Source organism: Providencia sp. PROV261 (genome assembly GCF_028477945.1).
Taxonomy (GTDB): domain Bacteria; phylum Pseudomonadota; class Gammaproteobacteria; order Enterobacterales; family Enterobacteriaceae; genus Providencia; species Providencia stuartii.
In genome coordinates, this window is record NZ_JAMPMC010000010.1 from 173,438 (window position 1) to 191,281 (window position 17,844).

A 17,844-nucleotide genomic window follows, 5' to 3' on the forward strand; every position below is an offset into this window, starting at 1 on the left:
AATTAATCGGCGAAAACAGATGTGAAATAACCAATTCCCCTGCCTTTTTTGAAAAAGAACTATATGATCTGCTGCAAAAAATCATTTATTAACATCAAATAATGTTATTGTTTTAAGCAATAGATGATAAAATCAATCAATATAATACAAATAGAATATTCATCTTGTTTTGAGAGTTGCGGTTTACAAAATATGGAATTTCCTGCTATAAATGAGGGCATGCATAAAGATACAGAGTATTAACTAGGTTATTCCATCCAACGTTTTATACCATTTATCTGCACATACTTAATATTATTTACTGACGCGTAGTCGGTAAATATAGCTGTTATTCCGAATTTAAAACAAAAAAATATATTCGGTATTTTAAAAGGATAATATTATGACATCGCAAACAACCAGCCAGCCCTCGGCAAGGCCATTGAAAAAAGAGGATTATAAAACATTAGGGTTGTCATCTTTAGGTGGAACTCTTGAATTTTATGATTTTGTTATTTTCGTTTTTTACGCGAAAATTATTTCACAACTCTTTTTCCCTAGTGGTAACGCAGTTCTCGCCCTCTTGGCAACGCTCGGTTTGTTTGCGGCCGGTTATCTCGCGCGCCCACTCGGTGGCATCATCATGGCACACTTTGGTGATAAACTCGGCCGTAAGAAAATGTTCACCCTCAGTATTTTCATGATGGCATTCCCGACATTCGTGATCGGTTTCTTACCAACCTATGCGTCTATTGGCGCTGCCGCACCAATATTGCTGTTATTGATGCGTATTATGCAAGGCGCCGCGATTGGCGGTGAAATGCCTGGGGCATGGGTATTTATCGCTGAACATACCCCAAAACAGCGCTACGGCCTCGGTGTTGGAACATTAACCTCTGGTATCACAGGCGGTATTTTATTAGGGTCTATCGTCGCTATCATCATTGAGAACAGTTATACCTCACAAGAGATCCATGACTTTGCATGGCGTATTCCATTTATTCTTGGTGGTATTTTTGGCTTTATTTCTGTTTATTTACGCCGTTTTTTGGAAGAGACACCTATTTTTAAAGAGTTGGCTGCTAAAAAAGCTTTAGCGGATGAGTTACCCGTTAAGACTGTTGTGAAGTCTCATAAACAAGCCTGCTTGATCACCGCGGCATTGACATGGTCATTATCAACAGCCATCGTTGTAACCATTTTGATGACGCCTGATATCGTGCTTCAAGGGATCTATCAAATTGACCGAAATATCGCCTTACAAGCTAACTGTGCAGCAACATTGACATTAACTTTAGGCTGTATTTTTTGGGGTTGGTTCGGCGATAAGATGGGAACGCGCGCTTCAATGACCTTGTCATGGGGTGGTCTGGCGGTGACTGCATTGTATTTTTATTCATCTTTGTCGCCAGAGATTTCAGCAACGACTTTGATTTTTAACTATGGCTTAATGGGCTTTTTTGTTGGCGCGATTGCAACGACACCAATTGTCAGTACGCGCGCGTTTCCACCTGAAATCCGTTATTCCGGCTTATCATTTGCCTACAATATTGCCTATGCAGTCTTTGGGGGTCTGACACCAATGTTAACGGGAACATGGTTGCAACAATCTCATATGGCACCTGCCTACTATGTTGCCGCGGTTTCTTTACTGGCTGTCGCTGTCGCCTATATTCCTTTAGCATGGAAAGGATGGACAGTGAATGCTGAGCAAGACAAAGAAACATTAGGGGCATTAAACACCAGTACAACTCGCTAATTGACCTCATTTCTTTAATCCATTAACGTATAAACCTGTGGTGATTAATTCCCACAGGTTTTTTTATACAATGTTAGTCAACTAATCTGCCGATTCTGCACACTAGTTGACGTTTTTTTCATATTTCCTTCATTTTTACGTGTAACCCCCACGCTAAACTATTAACATATCGCAACTGACTAATTTTTAACTATATAGCAGGTTCATCTCTGCTAATTTAATCATCATAATATGATGCTTTTTTACTCGACTTTGAATTAAGCGAAAATATAAATGAATAAACAAAAACGCCGTACCACTCTAACCCGTTCAGCCATTTTCGTTGCCATCATTGTCGCTGCAGGTGCCGGTTGGTATTTTTATTCTCAAAATACGCCATCTGATACAGCACAAAACAGTGCTCGTCCTACACGATCAAATAGTGCGCCACACCGTATGCTTGCCCCCGTTCAATACGCTAATGCGCAAGAAAAAGTGGTTCCTCGCTATTTAACTGGTCTCGGCACAGTACAAGCTGCCAATGTTGTCACGGTCACGAGCCGTGTTGAAGGGCAATTGATGTCTTTGCATTTTACCGAAGGGCAACAGGTAAAAGCGGGCGATTTGCTTGCTGAAATCGATCCTCGCCCTTTTGAAGTCCAATTAGCTCAGGCAGAAGGCCAACTGGCTAAAGATAAAGCGACGTTGGCAAATGCTCGATTAGACTTAAATCGTTATCAAAAGCTTGCGGGAACAAAAGTGATTTCACAGCAAGAGCTAGATAACCAAAAAGCGCTCGTTTTACAGGCAGAAGGCAGTATTAAGGTCGATCAAGCCGCCGTTGATAATGCGAAGCTACAATTAACCTACAGTAAAATCACAGCCCCTATTTCAGGCCGTGTTGGTTTAAAACAGGTCGACGTCGGTAATTTTATTTCTGCGGGCACAGCAACCCCAATCGTGGTTATCACACAGACTCAACCTGCTGATGTGCTTTTTGCCCTTCCCGAGGGAGACATTCCTGCCGTACAAAAAGCTCAGTCCTCAAATCAACCGGTAAAAGTGGAAGCTTGGGATAGAAATAATATCGCGATGATCAGCGAAGGCTATTTGTTAAGTATAGATAATCAGATAGACCCTGCTACTGGCACACTAAAAATGAAAGCACGTTTTACGAACGAGCTACAAACTTTATTTCCAAATCAATTTGTGAATATCAAAATGCAGATCGAAACCTTGCAAAATGCCGTCGTTATCCCTACTGCGGCATTGCAGATGGGTAACGAAGGTCATTATGTTTGGGTACTGAACGATGATAATCGTGTGAGTAAACATGTTGTGACGGTAGGTATGCAAGATAGCCAGCAGGTGGTGATTGAAAGTGGGCTAACTGCAAATACAAAAGTGATTACTGACGGTGTCGACCGTTTAACAGATGGCACCAGCGTGGAAGTAGTTAACACCGAAACGGCTTCTAAATCCGCAAAACCACAAAAAAATAAAAATACAGCGGAGAAAGCCTGATGCAACCCGGGATCCAAAAAGGTGGCGGCCCTTCCCGCTTATTTATTTTACGTCCAGTCGCTACCACCTTATTTATGGTAGCCATTCTGCTTGCAGGGATCATTGGCTATCGTTTCCTACCTGTATCGGCTTTACCGGAAGTCGATTATCCAACGATCCAAGTGGTCACCCTCTATCCGGGAGCGAGTCCTGAAGTCATGACATCCGCGGTAACCGCGCCGCTAGAAACCCAGTTTGGGCAGATGTCTGGGCTAAAACAAATGTCTTCCCAAAGTTCAGGGGGCGCATCTGTGATCACCTTGATGTTCCAGCTAACACTCCCCTTGGAGGTTGCAGAACAGGAAGTTCAGGCCGCCATTAATTCAGCCTCAAGTTTACTGCCTTCAGATTTACCTTATCCGCCTATTTACAATAAGGTCAACCCAGCGGATCCACCGGTACTCACTCTCGCCGTCACTTCTGACGCCATGCCTTTGACACAAGTTCAAGACATGATTGAGAACCGTATTGCGCAAAAAATATCACAGGTCAATGGCGTGGGGCTTGTCACCCTTGCGGGTGGACAACGCCCAGCGGTGCGAGTGAACTTAAACCCACAAGCGATGGCAGCAAAAGGATTAGACAGCGAGACGATCCGAACCGCGATAAACAATGCTAACGTCAACTCAGCAAAAGGCAGTTTTGATGGCCCAACACGCGCGGTAACCCTCTCTGCAAATGACCAAATGAAATCCTTAGAGGACTATCGCCGCTTAATTGTGGCCTTTCAAAACGGTGCTCCCGTCCGTTTAGGTGATATCGCCACTATTGAGCAAGGGGCGGAAAACGCCTATCTAGGTGCGTGGGCAAATGCACAACAGGCTATTGTTATTAATGTACAACGCCAACCTGGCGCTAACGTTATCGAAACCACTGATACCATTCGCAACCTGCTTCCTGAGCTAATTGAAACACTGCCTAAATCGGTGGATGTGAAAATTTTAACGGATAGAACCAGCACAATCCGTGCCTCCGTTAGCGATGTGCAGTTTGAATTAATGCTTGCGATTGCACTGGTTGTCATGGTGATCTACCTGTTCCTACGCAACGGTATCGCGACACTCATTCCCGGTATTGCCGTTCCTCTTTCCCTTGTCGGCACCTTTGCCGTCATGTATTTCTGTGGTTTCTCTGTCAATAACCTCACTTTGATGGCTCTCACTATCGCCACAGGGTTTGTGGTCGATGATGCCATCGTGGTTATTGAAAATATTTCGCGCTACCTTGAACAAGGTGACAAGCCTGTCGTCGCCGCTTTAAAAGGCGCGGGAGAAATTGGTTTTACCATTATTTCATTAACATTTTCTTTGGTAGCAGTACTGATCCCATTACTGTTTATGGGCGATATTGTTGGTCGGTTGTTTAGGGAATTTGCCATCACCCTTGCCGTTGCCATTCTGATCTCGGCGGTAGTGTCCTTGACACTCACACCAATGATGTGTGCTCGCTTGTTAAAACCTGAATCAGAGCATAAACATAACCGCTTTGAAATCGCCTGCGAGCGCTTTTTTGACCGCATGATTGCAGGATATGCCATTTGGTTAAAGCGGATATTAAATCACCGCTGGCTAACACTTTCCGTTGCTATCGGCACGCTGGTTTTAACCGTATTACTGTATATGTGGATCCCGAAAGGTTTCTTTCCATTACAAGATAACGGGATCATTCAAGGCACCATTGAAAGCCGCCAATCCATCTCCTTTGTGGCTATGTCACAGAAACAGCAGGAAGTGGCTGAAAAATTACTGTCTGATCCTGCGGTAGAAAATATCACCACTTATGTTGGGATAGATGGAACCAATCCGACTCTCAATAATGGGCGCATTCAAATTACCTTGAAGCCTTTAGATGAACGTCCAGATCGCGTCAATACGATTATTCCACGCTTGCAACGTTTAGCTGATAGCGTTTCTGGGGTCAATTTGTATTTGCAACCGATGCAAGATCTCACGATTGATACCCAATTGGCTCGCACCCAATATCAATTTACGCTGCAAGCAGGCTCGCTAGATGAACTTTCTCTTTGGGTGCCTAAGCTATTGAGCCAATTAAAACAACAGCCCGAGTTAGTGGATGTCAGCAGTGATTGGCAGGATAAAGGACTTGTCGCCTACGTTAATGTTGATAGAGATACGGCGAGTCGTTTTGGTATCACGATGGCTGCAATTGATAACGCCCTATACAATGCGTTCGGTCAACGCATGATCTCGACCATTTATACCCAATCGAATCAGTACCGCGTTATTATTGAGCATGATACGCAAACTCGCGATGGTATTAACGCCCTGAATGATATTCGTCTCAAAGGCACCGATGGCGCCATTGTGCCATTAAGCACGTTAGTCAATATTCAGGAAGGCTATGGGCCGCTTGCGATTAACCATTTGGATCAGTTCCCAGCAGCGACCTTCTCGTTTAATCTTGCTGACGATGCGTCTCTTGAGTCTGCGGTTAATGCGGTGAAAAATGCAGAAGCGCAAATTAATATGCCAAAATCCATTACGACTCAGTTCCAAGGCGCTACTTTAGCGTTTGAAGCCGCACTGAGTAGTACGGTTTGGTTAATTGCCGCCGCAATCATCGCCATGTATATCGTTCTTGGGATTTTATATGAAAGCTTTATTCATCCTATTACCATCCTCTCAACACTCCCTACTGCTGGCGTAGGGGCATTATTAGCTCTGATGATGGCTGGCAGCGAATTAGATGTAATTGCTGTTATTGGTATTATTTTGTTAATCGGGATAGTTAAAAAGAACGCAATCATGATGATTGACTTTGCACTTGCCGCCGAACGTGAGCAAGGCATGTCTCCTAAAGATGCTATTTACCAAGCCTGTTTATTACGATTCCGCCCAATATTGATGACCACCATGGCGGCTCTGCTCGGCGCATTACCGCTGATGCTCAGTAGCGGCGTAGGTGCAGAGCTTCGTCAACCACTTGGGATCTGTATGGTGGGAGGGCTGATTATGAGTCAGATCTTAACCCTATTTACGACACCGGTGATTTATCTGTTATTTGATAGCCTTTCAAATAACTTAAAAGCACGCCGCCAAAGTCGCAAACAACAGGTGTCATAATGAAGCGTTTCTTTGCCTTATTCATTAGTCGCCCTGTTGCAACCACACTGATTAGCGTTGCAATCTCGCTATGTGGTGCACTGAGCTTCATTTTTTTGCCCGTTGCACCACTGCCACAAGTTGACTACCCCGTAATAAACGTGACAGCGTCACTTCCTGGGGCATCCCCAGAAACCATGGCATCGTCTATTGCAACGCCGTTAGAGCGTTCATTGGGAAGTATTGCGGGTATCAGTGAAATGACCTCCAGCAGTTCGCTTGGTCGTACCACCATCACCCTCGAATTTAATCTTGATAAAGACATTAACAACGCTGCCCGTGAAGTACAAGCCGCGATAAATGCGGCACAAACCTTGTTACCGAGCGGAATGCCAAGCAAGCCTCGATACTATAAATCGAACCCTTCCGACGCCCCTATTATGATCTTAACCTTAACCTCTAAGACGATGAGTACAGGTGAGATTTATGATATTGCATCAACCCGTTTATCACAGCGTATAGCGCAAATTGAAGGGGTCAGTGAAGTCTCCGTTGGTGGTGGCTCCCTGCCCGCGGTACGTGTTGAGCTCAATCCAACGGCTCTATTTAATCAAGGCGTCTCCTTAGATAAGGTGCGCTCCGCAATCAGTAGCGCCAACGTGCGCCAACCTCAAGGCTACATTAACAACGATGACAGCCGCTGGCAGGTACAAACCAATGATGAGCTAAAAAAAGCAGTGGACTATCAACCTATCATCGTCCACTACAAAGAGGGCAATGCCGTCAAACTCAGTGATGTAGCGAATGTGAAAGATTCGGTTCAAGACGTACGTGCAGCAGGGATGTCAGGTGGTGAGCCCGCTATTTTGATTGTCATCCGTCGCGAAGCGGGAGCTAATATCATTGAAACCGTAAATCGCATTCGCGCAGAGCTTCCTGACTTCCAAGAGATGATCCCTGCCGCGATTGACCTAAAAGTAGCGCAAGACAGAACGCCGACGATCCGCGCTTCACTCGTTGAAGTCGAGCGCGCATTGATGATCGCTATTGCGTTAGTCATATTAGTTGTGTTGTTATTTCTACGCTCTGGTCGCGCCACCCTGATCCCTGCAATTGCGGTTCCTGTATCTCTCATTGGCACCTTTACTGCCATGTATCTTTGCGGGTTCAGTTTAAATAACTTGTCATTAATGGCATTGACCGTCGCAACAGGCTTTGTTGTCGATGATGCGATTGTGGTACTCGAAAACATTTCACGTCATATCGAAAATGGCTGTAAACCCTTTATTGCTGCGGTCAGAGGGGTGAGTGAAGTCGGTTTTACGGTTGTTTCAATGAGCATCTCCCTCGTAGCCGTTTTTATTCCTTTATTATTAATGGAGGGGTTAGTTGGCCGGCTATTTCGTGAGTTTGCGATTACCCTCGCCACGGCAATTGGCATCTCGCTGGTCGTTTCGCTGACCCTCACCCCCATGATGTGCGCCCATTTGCTTAAACGACACAAAGGCAAACAGGCTGAAAAAACGAGTGTTATCGGCGGCTACTTACACCGTATACAAAACGGTTACGGTGCGACATTAAATTGGGTACTGTCTCATAAACGCAGTGTACTCGCTATCTTGTTCGCCACTATCGGATTGAACATTTATTTGTATATCGCTATCCCAAAAACATTTTTCCCTGAACAAGATACAGGCCGTTTACTTGGCTTTGTTCGTGCCGACCAAAGCATTTCATTCCAAGCAATGAAAGAGAAAATGACGCGCTTTATGCAGCAAGTGAATGCCGATCCTGCCGTGGATAGCGTGACAGGTTTTACTGGCGGAAGCCGTGTAAACAGCGGCTCCATGTTTATCTCATTGAAACCGATTGATGAACGTAAAGAGAGTGCCAACGCGGTAATCAACCGACTTCGAGCTAAGTTAGCTAAAGAGCCGGGAGCTAATTTATTTATGATGCCCGTGCAAGATATCCGTGTTGGTGGTCGTCAAGCGCATTCCAGTTATCAGTTTTCATTACTTGCCGATGAACTCAATGCGTTACGTGAATGGGAGCCTGCGGTACGTAAAGCCATTGCCGAACTCCCGCAAGTGACTGATGTAAACTCAGATAAAGAGGATAAAGGTGCTGAGATGGCCATTACCTATGATAGGGATTTAATGGCCCAACTTGGTATTGATGTGCGAGCCGCCAATGACCTGTTGAATAATGCCTTCGGACAACGTCAAATATCCACCATCTATGAACCCATGAACCAATACAAGGTGGTGATGGAAGTGGCGCCTGAATATACTCAGGATGTCAGTTCTCTCGACAAAATGTTTGTTATCAATAGTCATGGAGACGCTATTCCATTATCTTATTTTGCTCGTTGGCAGCCCGCCAATGCCCCTTTGAGTGTTAACCACCAAGGGTTATCGGCATCATCCACTATCGCATTTAACATCGCTGAAGGTTATACCCTCAATGACGCCATTTCAGCTATCGAAAAAACCATGACCACACTTGGTGTGCCATCAACAATACGAGGCACTTTTGCGGGTACGGCTCAGATATTCCAAGATACCTTAAAATCACAATTGTTTTTAATTTTAGCGGCCATTGTCACTGTCTACCTTGTTTTAGGCATTTTGTATGAAAGCTATATTCATCCACTGACCATTTTATCCACACTACCTTCGGCGGGGGTCGGTGCTCTCCTCGCCTTAGAGTTATTTGATACCCCATTTAGTTTAATTGCTCTAATCGGCATTATGCTGCTGATTGGTATTGTGAAGAAAAATGCCATTATCATGGTGGATTTTGCTATCCAAGCACAACGTCAGCATGGTTTAACCGCACGTGAGGCGATTTTGCGTGCGAGCTTACTGCGCTTTAGGCCTATTTTAATGACGACGCTGGCAGCAATTTTTGGTGCCCTACCACTTGCTTTAGGCAGTGGTGATGGCGCGGAGTTACGCCAACCATTAGGTATCACTATTGTTGGTGGCTTAGTGATGAGTCAACTACTCACCTTATTCACAACACCGGTCGTCTATTTATGTTTCGATCAACTCAGACAGCGCTATACCAAAAAAGCGGTAGCTCTAAACGAATAAGGGCTTATATAATGAAACTCAGATTTAATAGCGTCAGTACTCGATTATTTTTGGCTATCTTTGCGACATGCATACTCCTCGTTGTGATCATGCACCAAGGAGTACGTTTAAGCTTCCAGCATGGTTTTACCGACTATATTAAAGAAAATGACCAACAGCGTGCTGAGCTGATCGCTGACGCTCTTGCTGAGCAATACGATGAAACGGGGAGTTGGCGCTTCTTGATCCGTAATGAACGTGCTTTCTTTCATATTTTACGCAGCATTGAACACCACCAGCGCACCCTACCGCCGACTAAACCAAAGGGGTGGCGCTCATATTTTTGGGTTTATGATAGCCAAGACCGCCGAATATTAGGCCGCGATGTTCCTTTACCGGATGATGTTATCCGACAACCCGTCATCTCATCTAATGGCAAAACGGTAGGTTGGGTCATTGCAAGTAGTGGAGATGGGATTAGCAATGAAATTGACCGCCGTTTTGATGATCAACAGATGCTCACCAGTTGGTTTATTGCTGGCTTATCATTAATCGTTGCCTTGATTGCTACATTTTTCTTAGCACGTGGTTTTTTAAGACCCATCAAACGGCTGTTAGATGGGACGAACCAACTTGCCAATGGCGACTTTTCAACCCGCGTTCCTGAAGTCGGTCATGATGAACTCGGTCAGCTAGCAAAAGACTTTAATCACCTCGCATCAACGCTGGAAAAAAATGAGCATATGCGCCGAGACTATATGGCAGATATTTCTCATGAACTGCGCACTCCTCTATCCGTTTTGCAAGGTGAACTCGAAGCCGTTCAGGATGGCGTTCGCCAAGCGACACCTGAGACCATCAATTCATTACTGGCAGAGACACACACATTAATCAAATTAGTCAACGACCTACATCAACTTTCCCTGTCGGATAGAGGCTCGTTGGTGTATCGCATCCAATCTGCTGATATTGTGCCTTTAATTAATATGACCGTTGGGCAATCACGCTGGCGGCTCGAAGAAAAACAGCTTTCAGTTACGCTAAATTTACCTGAGCAGCAGATCATCAATATTGACCCAGACCGAATCACGCAGCTATTTTACAATTTGATGGAAAATAGCCTACGTTATACCGACCCGCAAGGTGAAATAGTCATTCGAGCCTTGGTTGAAGAGAATCAATTTTCTATTTATTGGGAAGACAGTGCACCGGGGTTAACCATCCAGCAGTGTAGCCACCTATTTGAGCGTTTCTATCGAGCCGAAGGGTCTCGTAACCGCGCTAGCGGAGGCTCTGGCTTAGGGTTAGCGATTTGCTATAATATCATTGAAGCGCATAAGGGAAGCATACACGCTAGCCCTTCCCCTTTAGGCGGCGTGTGTATTGCTATCCACTTACCGCTCAATCAAAAGGAAAGTGAACAGTGACAGTGTTAGAGCCTTCAAGTGCCAACGTATTAGTTGTTGAGGATGAGCCAAAACTTGGGCAACTGCTTTATGATTACCTTCAGGCGGCAGGTTATCAGCCTTCAATATTGCAGCGTGGTGATGAAGTCATTGACTATGTGCGTCAGCAACAACCCGACATTATCCTCCTTGATTTGATGCTACCGGGGATGGACGGGCTAACAATCTGCCGTGAACTGCGCAAATTTTGCGAGATACCGATCATTATGGTGACGGCTAAAACGGAAGAAATTGACCGCCTGTTAGGGTTAGAAATTGGTGCCGATGACTATATCTGTAAACCCTTTAGTCCTCGCGAAGTAGTCGCAAGGGTGAAGACTATTTTACGGCGTTGCCAACGCGCGGCTTCTCCGGATAAAAGCAGGCCCCAGCTCATTATCGATGAAAATGCGTTTCAAGTCCGCTATGGCGAACAACTGCTTGAGTTAACTCCCGCCGAGTTCCGTTTACTCAAGTTTATGTCGGACAACGCTGGCACCGTCTTTTCCCGTGACCAGCTATTAGATATTCTGTATGACGATCACCGCATCGTCACCGATAGAACAATTGATAGCCATGTTAAAAACTTACGGCGTAAACTCGAATTACTCGATAACGAGAAAACATTTATTCGCTCTATTTATGGTTTAGGTTATCGCTGGGATGAGGTGTAATCCTAGACATTGAGGCAAGTCAGTTATACTTACTATTTGTAGGGAATATTTTGATTTCCTGAAAAATAGAGTTAAAATCAGCTCCCTTTAAAATGCTTATCCGCCCTAGGGTAAGTACTGACTTGATATCAGACTGAGAAGCAACATGTTTACACCAGAATTATTATCGCCCGCAGGTTCATTAAAGAACATGCGTTATGCTTTTGCTTATGGCGCAGATGCCGTTTATGCAGGGCAACCTCGTTATAGCCTTCGCGTGCGTAACAACGAATTTAACCACGAAAACCTTGCTAAAGGGATCCAAGAAGCCCACGAACTTGGTAAAAAGTTCTATGTCGTTGTTAACATCGCACCGCATAATGCCAAGCTGAAAACCTTTATTCGCGACCTAACCCCTGTCATTGAAATGGGGCCAGATGCGTTGATCATGTCAGACCCTGGTTTGATTATGATGGTTCGCGAAGCCTTCCCTGACATGGATATTCATTTATCCGTACAAGCAAACGCAGTTAACTGGGCATCGGTAAAATTTTGGAAGCAAATGGGTCTGACTCGCGTCATTTTATCACGTGAGCTTTCACTTGAAGAAATCGCTGAAATTCGTAAACAGGTGCCTGATATTGAATTAGAGGTATTCGTTCACGGTGCACTGTGTATGGCCTACTCTGGCCGTTGCCTACTGTCAGGTTATATCAATAAACGCGACCCAAACCAAGGTACTTGCACCAACGCCTGCCGCTGGGAATATAAAGTTGAAGAAGGCAAAGAAGATGATGTGGGAAATATCGTGCATATGCATGAGCCTATCCCTGTCAAAAACATAGCGCCAACTTTAGGTGAAGGTGCCCCGACCGATAAAGTGTTTATGATCGAAGAGGCTAAACGTCCTGGTGAGTATATGACCGCCTTTGAAGACGAACATGGCACTTATATCATGAACTCCAAAGATTTACGCGCGATAGAACACGTTGAAAACTTGACTAAAATGGGTGTGCACTCCTTAAAAATTGAAGGACGCACAAAATCATTCTATTACTGTGCACGTACAGCACAAGTCTATCGCCGTGCAATTGATGATGCGGTTGCCGGTAAGCCATTCGACCCAACTCTCCTTTCGACCTTAGAAGGCTTAGCTCACCGTGGCTATACCGAAGGCTTTTTACGCCGTCACACCCATGATGCCTATCAAACCTATGAATATGGCTATTCGGTTTCTGAAACTCAGCAATTTGTGGGTGAATTTACGGGTAAACGTGTTAACGGCCTCGCAGAAGTTGACGTCAAAAATAAATTTAGTCTAGGTGATAGCTTAGAATTAATGACTCCAGCTGGAAACATTGTGTTTACCCTTGATGCGCTCCATAACCGTAAAGGGGAAGCCATTGACGTGGCACCGGGCAACGGTCATATTGTTTATCTGCCTGTTCCTGATGATGTTGATCTAAATTTTGGCCTGCTAATACGTAACCTATCAGGCACAACGACTCGCTCACCACATCAAACTGAATCATCAACTACGGCTTAATTTCGTTACGCATTAAGCTAATTGATTATAATGCTAGAATTCATTAATTTAATTGATTGAATTTCTAGCATTTTTTATTTTTCCGTTTCAAACTATCTCAGTATAAAACATCAACTTCAATTGATAATCATTCTCATAAATAGTGTTTTACCGTAAAAATGTATTTAATATCCATTTTTATGCAATAGATCACAACAATTAGCTATTCAATGTCGTATAGTCACAATCGAAAATGAAGAACTAGAAAGTCATAAAATAAGACTAGGAACCACCTCCTTGGCTGGCTCAATCTCCCTTGAGCTAGCCATTTCTTTTTTATCTCCCCTATAGAATGATTTAATCTATCAATGTGATTATTGAATTATTGTCATTTATCCCTCCGTTGTGTCTATACTGTGATCACTGTTGTTATCACTACAAGGATCAAAATGGCTATCGATAAACTTCATCGCGCACTTATCATCCTCAACGGTAAACAATCTGCCAACCCTGAGCTAAGAAAAGCCATCTACCAGCTACGTGAAGAAGGTCATACAATTTTGGTGAGGATCCCATGGGAAACCAGTGAATTACCTACTTTTATTGATGAAGCAATCCGCGAAGGTGCAGAAACAATTATCGCCGGTGGCGGCGATGGCACAATTAACGCTGTAGCCAGTGCGTTAATGCGCTTACCTGAAAAGCAACGCCCCGCGATTGGTATCTTACCGCTAGGTACAGCTAATGATTTTGCTACTGGCGCCAACATCCCTATGGATATCCATGCTGCTTTAGCATTAGCAGTAAAAGGCAAATCAGTGGCGATAGATATTGCTAGAGTCAATCATGATGCTTTTTTTATGAATATGGCCACGGGGGGGTTTGGCACTCGGATCACAACAGAAACGCCGGATGCTCTTAAGTCAGCACTGGGTGGCGCAGCTTATGTTATTAATGGCTTGTTGCGCCCTGACACACTAAAAACTGATACCTGTCGGATTGAAACAGAGCATTTTCATTGGGAAGGCGAAACTCTGGTTGTTGCTATCGGTAATGGAATACAGGCGGGTGGTGGACAACAATTAACCCCCGATGCATTAATCGATGATGGTAAATTGAATTTGCTCATCATACCCGCTCGCGATGTGATACCCGCTCTACTGACCAATTTGTTCAGCAATGATAAAAATCAGCATTTAATTGAAAAAACAACTCGTTGGGTAAAAATTTCATCGCCCCATGAAATGGTATTTAATTTGGACGGAGAGCCGCTTTCTGGTGAAACTTTCACCTTTGAATTACTACCTGAAGCGATCCACTGCCGGTTACCGCCTCAATGTGGCTTGTTATCTTAAATTTTATGATTAACATCCCCTAGACTTTTGTTAAATGGAGGAAGTCATGACTGATATCGCTAAGCTGTTAGGTTCCGAAGCTTCAACTCTTTTAGACCATCGTTGCCAAACTATCCCTCGTGAAAACCTTTATCTGCCTGGCTCAGATTTTGTTGACCGTGTGATGATCGATAATAACCGCCCCAATAGTGTACTTCGTTCAATGCAGACTTTATTTAACCATGGTCGCTTAGCTGGCACCGGTTATCTGTCTATTCTTCCCGTTGACCAAGGCGTTGAACACTCAGCCGCTGCCTCATTTGCTGCCAACCCGCTCTATTTTGACCCTAAAAATATTGTCGAATTAGCGATTGAGGCTGGTTGTAACTGCGTAGCCTCTACCTATGGTGTCTTAGCTGCCGTTTCGCGCCGCTACGCGCATAAAATTCCTTTCTTAGTCAAACTGAACCATAACGAAACCCTCAGTTACCCTACTCAATACGACCAAACCTTATATGCCAGTGTTGAACAAGCGTTTGAAATGGGTGCCGTTGCGGTCGGTGCGACTATCTATTTCGGCTCTCCTGAGTCTCGTCGCCAAATTGAAGAGATTTCTGCGGCATTTGAACGAGCACATGAACTCGGCATGGTAACCGTTCTATGGGCTTATTTACGCAATTCCGCATTTAAAAAAGATGGCGTTGATTACCACGCAAGTGCCGATTTAACGGGGCAAGCAAACCATATCGCGGCAACTATCGGTGCGGATATCGTAAAACAAAAAATGGCTGAAAATAACGGCGGCTATAAAGCGATTGGCTTTGGTCACACCGATGAGCGCGTGTATACCAAACTCACAACCGATAACCCAATCGATCTTGTTCGTTATCAATTAGCGAACTGTTATATGGGGCGTGCAGGTCTTATCAACTCAGGTGGCGCTTCTGGACAAAATGATCTGAGCGAATCAGTACGCACTGCGGTTATCAATAAACGTGCAGGCGGCATGGGGCTCATCTTAGGCCGTAAAGCCTTTAAGAAATCCATGCAAGAAGGTGTGGCATTGATCAATGCCGTACAGGATGTTTACCTCAGTAAAGACGTGACTATCGCTTAATTCGCCTCGCATATGCCCTCATACGAGGGCATTTTCAATCTATGCATTACCACCATGCATGAAAATGGTGAACCGGCCCAATCCCCGACCCCACTTCTAAGCTATCAGCTTGCTCTAACGCCGCTTGTAAATAAGCTTTTGCTTCCGGAACAGTCTGTTGCCAATCCTTAAAGCGTGGCCTTAATGCAGCGAGTGCAGCAGACAATGTACATCCCGTACCGTGTGTATGACGAGTATTCACTCTTGGTGAGGTAAAACGCCATTCACCTTCTGAAGTTATTAACCAATCAGGGCTTTCACTGTCGCTAAGATGCCCCCCTTTCATCAAAACAGCTTGGCACCCCATATCCAGTAATCGATGCCCTTGACTTAACATTTGAGATTCTGTTTTGGCAGTGTGTTCACCTAATAGCGAGGCAGCTTCAGGTAAATTCGGGGTAATCAATGATACCAATGGCAACAGCTTTCGTCTCATTGCATCAACGGCATCAGGCTGTAGTAGAGGATCGCCACTTTTGGCAATCATGACCGTATCTAAAATCACATGAGGGATGTTGTACTGCTCTAAAGCCTGAGCAACGACCGCAATCACCTTCTGATTGAACAGCATGCCAATTTTAGCACTGTCAATGCGTACGTCACTGAGTACGGATTCAAGTTGTGCTGCCACGAACGTCTCAGGGAGTTCATGAACTGATTGAACACCACGGGTATTTTGCGCCACCAACGCCGTCATGACACTCGTGCCATAAGCACCAAGAGCCGAAAAGGTTTTTAAATCTGCTTGGATCCCCGCTCCACCCGATGGGTCTGTTCCCGCGATGGTTAACGCATTGATTCTCATGAAATCTCACTCCTAAGCACAACGTAAGGAGCGGTCTTATTGGAAGGTTTATCATTGACGCTTCCGACTTCCCTACGCTGGCATTATCCAGATCAGGTAATACGGGTGCTTCTCAGTCTTTATCGACGCCCCGAGCCAAAAATACTTATAGAGTATCGCATTTTTCCTTGCTACAAACCAGCCTATCCACCACTTGCTGACGCCTGTTATTCAGGAAAAACCGAATAATACTCGCATTAGTATCTAAATAATTAAGACTATTGCCAATATTAGTAAATATCAATTAATGCTGTTATATCGCACCTAGGTAATCTAAAATAATTAATGAGCACAATCATTTCGTGAGCAGTGATATTTTTGGCTCACTACCTCAATCTACAATATCCAAAACATGCATTAACCTGAGTCGGATTTACCATGAGAGTTAACAAAAAATTGCAGCAAGTTGTAGGGGCATCAGCCTTAATGATGACCGCCTTCTGCTTTGCTTCATCCCCTTCTACTGATAAGGAGTCTGAGGGGCTATGGGATAAATTTACCCGAAATGTCAGTACCACTTGGGATTCAAATCAATACGATATCTATGTTCCCGTTTTAACATGGCATAACCGCTTTACTTACGATAAAGAGAAAACCGATAGTTATAACGAAACCCCATGGGGATTTGGGCTAGGTAAATATCGCTATGATGAAGACAATGACTGGCATGCACTATATGCTATGGCATTCATGGACTCTCATAATAAAGTAGAGCCAATCGCGGGCTATGCTTATCAAAAAATGTGGATCCCTGGGGAACTAGACGGTTTTAAAATGGGGGCTGGCTTCACCTTGAGTGTAACCGCGCGTGATGATTATTATTACATCCCACTGCCACTTCCTCTTCCATTAGTTTCTATGGAGTATGACAGATTAGCACTGCAAGCAACCTATATCCCTGGAACATATAACAACGGTAACGTGCTCTTTGCTTGGTTACGTTGGCAATGGTAATACCAACCTTTTATTAAGCACCTAAAAAAATAGCCAGTCACAACGCTCTGTCACTGGCTATTTTATTGTTTAAATGAAGTTATTCAGCAACTTTCCGATAAGTTAAATACCCGATAACGCCACCACCGCCATCTTTTGGGTGATTTACGCCATCCATCACATTGACTGTCTCGAAATCAAAAGGTGAAACACCCTCTAGGCAAGCCACATTGACCCCATACTGTTCAGGGTTTGAACGTCGTTGATGAAAGGTATAAATGCCACACATTGAGCAGAAAAAGTGGGCGGCTTGGCGTGTATTGAAACGATACTCCGTCAATTTATCTTTGCCTTCGATAATTTCAATACCTGATAACGGAGCAGAGACCGCAATTGCTCCCCTCATACGACAGTAGGAGCAATTGCATCTTCTTGCGGTATTCAATCCATCGGATAGTGTGACTTTGAATTTAACGCTGCCACAGTGGCACTGAGCAAACCGTGTATCCATAGTGTCTCCTATCAATGTATTGAA

At 44.4% G+C, this 17,844-nt stretch carries 12 protein-coding genes and 1 riboswitch; of the genes, 10 read left to right on the plus strand and 2 right to left on the minus strand.

Annotation, left to right across the window (positions count from 1 at the left end; all coding sequences use genetic code 11):
* Window positions 1-382 precede the first annotated feature (382 nt).
* The 9 genes from PR675_RS06730 to fbaB all read left to right on the plus strand — a co-directional run bounded on the left by PR675_RS06730 (window position 383) and on the right by fbaB (window position 15,493).
* A complete protein-coding gene (locus tag PR675_RS06730; protein WP_004920676.1) occupies window positions 383-1,738 on the plus strand; it encodes an MFS transporter in 1,356 nt (451 codons plus the stop codon).
* A gap of 273 nt (window positions 1,739-2,011) precedes the next feature.
* A complete protein-coding gene (locus PR675_RS06735) occupies window positions 2,012-3,241 on the plus strand; it encodes an MdtA/MuxA family multidrug efflux RND transporter periplasmic adaptor subunit (RefSeq protein WP_004920679.1) in 1,230 nt (409 codons plus the stop codon).
* A complete protein-coding gene (locus tag PR675_RS06740; RefSeq protein WP_040133231.1) occupies window positions 3,241-6,363 on the plus strand; it encodes an MdtB/MuxB family multidrug efflux RND transporter permease subunit in 3,123 nt (1,040 codons plus the stop codon). The genes PR675_RS06735 and PR675_RS06740 overlap by 1 nt, the downstream gene beginning before the upstream one ends.
* Window positions 6,363-9,440: a multidrug efflux RND transporter permease subunit MdtC gene (mdtC, locus tag PR675_RS06745; RefSeq protein ID WP_004920683.1), complete on the plus strand. Its 3,078-nt coding sequence runs from the start codon at window positions 6,363-6,365 to the stop codon at window positions 9,438-9,440. Before PR675_RS06740 ends, mdtC begins: the two co-directional genes overlap by 1 nt.
* Window positions 9,441-9,451: 11 nt before the next feature.
* Window positions 9,452-10,846: a two-component system sensor histidine kinase BaeS gene (gene baeS / locus PR675_RS06750; protein WP_004920685.1), complete on the plus strand. Its 1,395-nt coding sequence runs from the start codon at window positions 9,452-9,454 to the stop codon at window positions 10,844-10,846.
* The gene (gene baeR / locus PR675_RS06755; protein ID WP_004920688.1) at window positions 10,843-11,538 is read left to right on the plus strand and encodes a two-component system response regulator BaeR; all 696 of its coding nucleotides are present in this window, start codon (window positions 10,843-10,845) and stop codon (window positions 11,536-11,538) included. The genes baeS and baeR overlap by 4 nt, the downstream gene beginning before the upstream one ends.
* A gap of 145 nt (window positions 11,539-11,683) precedes the next feature.
* The gene (gene trhP / locus PR675_RS06760) at window positions 11,684-13,063 is read left to right on the plus strand and encodes a prephenate-dependent tRNA uridine(34) hydroxylase TrhP (protein WP_004920692.1); all 1,380 of its coding nucleotides are present in this window, start codon (window positions 11,684-11,686) and stop codon (window positions 13,061-13,063) included.
* Between the two features lie 428 nt (window positions 13,064-13,491).
* Window positions 13,492-14,397, plus strand: coding sequence for a lipid kinase YegS (gene yegS / locus PR675_RS06765; protein ID WP_004920694.1), 906 nt, complete (start codon window positions 13,492-13,494; stop codon window positions 14,395-14,397).
* Window positions 14,398-14,443: 46 nt separating this feature from the next.
* A complete protein-coding gene (gene fbaB / locus PR675_RS06770) occupies window positions 14,444-15,493 on the plus strand; it encodes a class I fructose-bisphosphate aldolase (RefSeq protein WP_036940565.1) in 1,050 nt (349 codons plus the stop codon).
* 46 nt (window positions 15,494-15,539) lie between these two features.
* Here the strand turns inward: fbaB and thiD are convergent, their stop codons facing one another.
* Window positions 15,540-16,337, minus strand: coding sequence for a bifunctional hydroxymethylpyrimidine kinase/phosphomethylpyrimidine kinase (gene thiD / locus PR675_RS06775; RefSeq protein WP_004920698.1), 798 nt, complete (start codon window positions 16,335-16,337; stop codon window positions 15,540-15,542).
* A gap of 52 nt (window positions 16,338-16,389) precedes the next feature.
* Window positions 16,390-16,480, minus strand: a riboswitch (TPP riboswitch).
* A gap of 274 nt (window positions 16,481-16,754) precedes the next feature.
* Here thiD and pagP point away from each other — a divergent pair.
* On the plus strand, window positions 16,755-17,330 hold the full coding sequence (gene pagP / locus PR675_RS06780) for a lipid IV(A) palmitoyltransferase PagP (RefSeq protein WP_014656133.1): 576 nt from the start codon (window positions 16,755-16,757) through the stop codon (window positions 17,328-17,330).
* 79 nt (window positions 17,331-17,409) lie between these two features.
* Here pagP and PR675_RS06785 read toward each other — a convergent pair whose 3' ends face one another.
* Entirely contained in the window at window positions 17,410-17,820 is a 411-nt protein-coding gene (locus tag PR675_RS06785) for a GFA family protein (protein WP_036940567.1), read from the minus strand.
* Between the last annotated feature and the right edge of the window lie 24 nt (window positions 17,821-17,844).

What these genes read in the sequence shown, in the direction of transcription:
- PR675_RS06730 (WP_004920676.1), top strand. Translation starts at nt 383, where the DNA reads ATGACATCGCAAACAACCAGCCAGCCCTCGGCAAGGCCATTGAAAAAA.
- PR675_RS06735 (WP_004920679.1), top strand. Translation starts at nt 2,012, where the DNA reads ATGAATAAACAAAAACGCCGTACCACTCTAACCCGTTCAGCCATTTTC.
- PR675_RS06740 (WP_040133231.1), top strand. Translation starts at nt 3,241, where the DNA reads ATGCAACCCGGGATCCAAAAAGGTGGCGGCCCTTCCCGCTTATTTATT.
- mdtC (WP_004920683.1), top strand. Translation starts at nt 6,363, where the DNA reads ATGAAGCGTTTCTTTGCCTTATTCATTAGTCGCCCTGTTGCAACCACA.
- baeS (WP_004920685.1), top strand. Translation starts at nt 9,452, where the DNA reads ATGAAACTCAGATTTAATAGCGTCAGTACTCGATTATTTTTGGCTATC.
- trhP (WP_004920692.1), top strand. Translation starts at nt 11,684, where the DNA reads ATGTTTACACCAGAATTATTATCGCCCGCAGGTTCATTAAAGAACATG.
- yegS (WP_004920694.1), top strand. Translation starts at nt 13,492, where the DNA reads ATGGCTATCGATAAACTTCATCGCGCACTTATCATCCTCAACGGTAAA.
- fbaB (WP_036940565.1), top strand. Translation starts at nt 14,444, where the DNA reads ATGACTGATATCGCTAAGCTGTTAGGTTCCGAAGCTTCAACTCTTTTA.
- thiD (WP_004920698.1), bottom strand. Translation starts at nt 16,337, where the DNA reads ATGAGAATCAATGCGTTAACCATCGCGGGAACAGACCCATCGGGTGGA.
- pagP (WP_014656133.1), top strand. Translation starts at nt 16,755, where the DNA reads ATGAGAGTTAACAAAAAATTGCAGCAAGTTGTAGGGGCATCAGCCTTA.
- PR675_RS06785 (WP_036940567.1), bottom strand. Translation starts at nt 17,820, where the DNA reads ATGGATACACGGTTTGCTCAGTGCCACTGTGGCAGCGTTAAATTCAAA.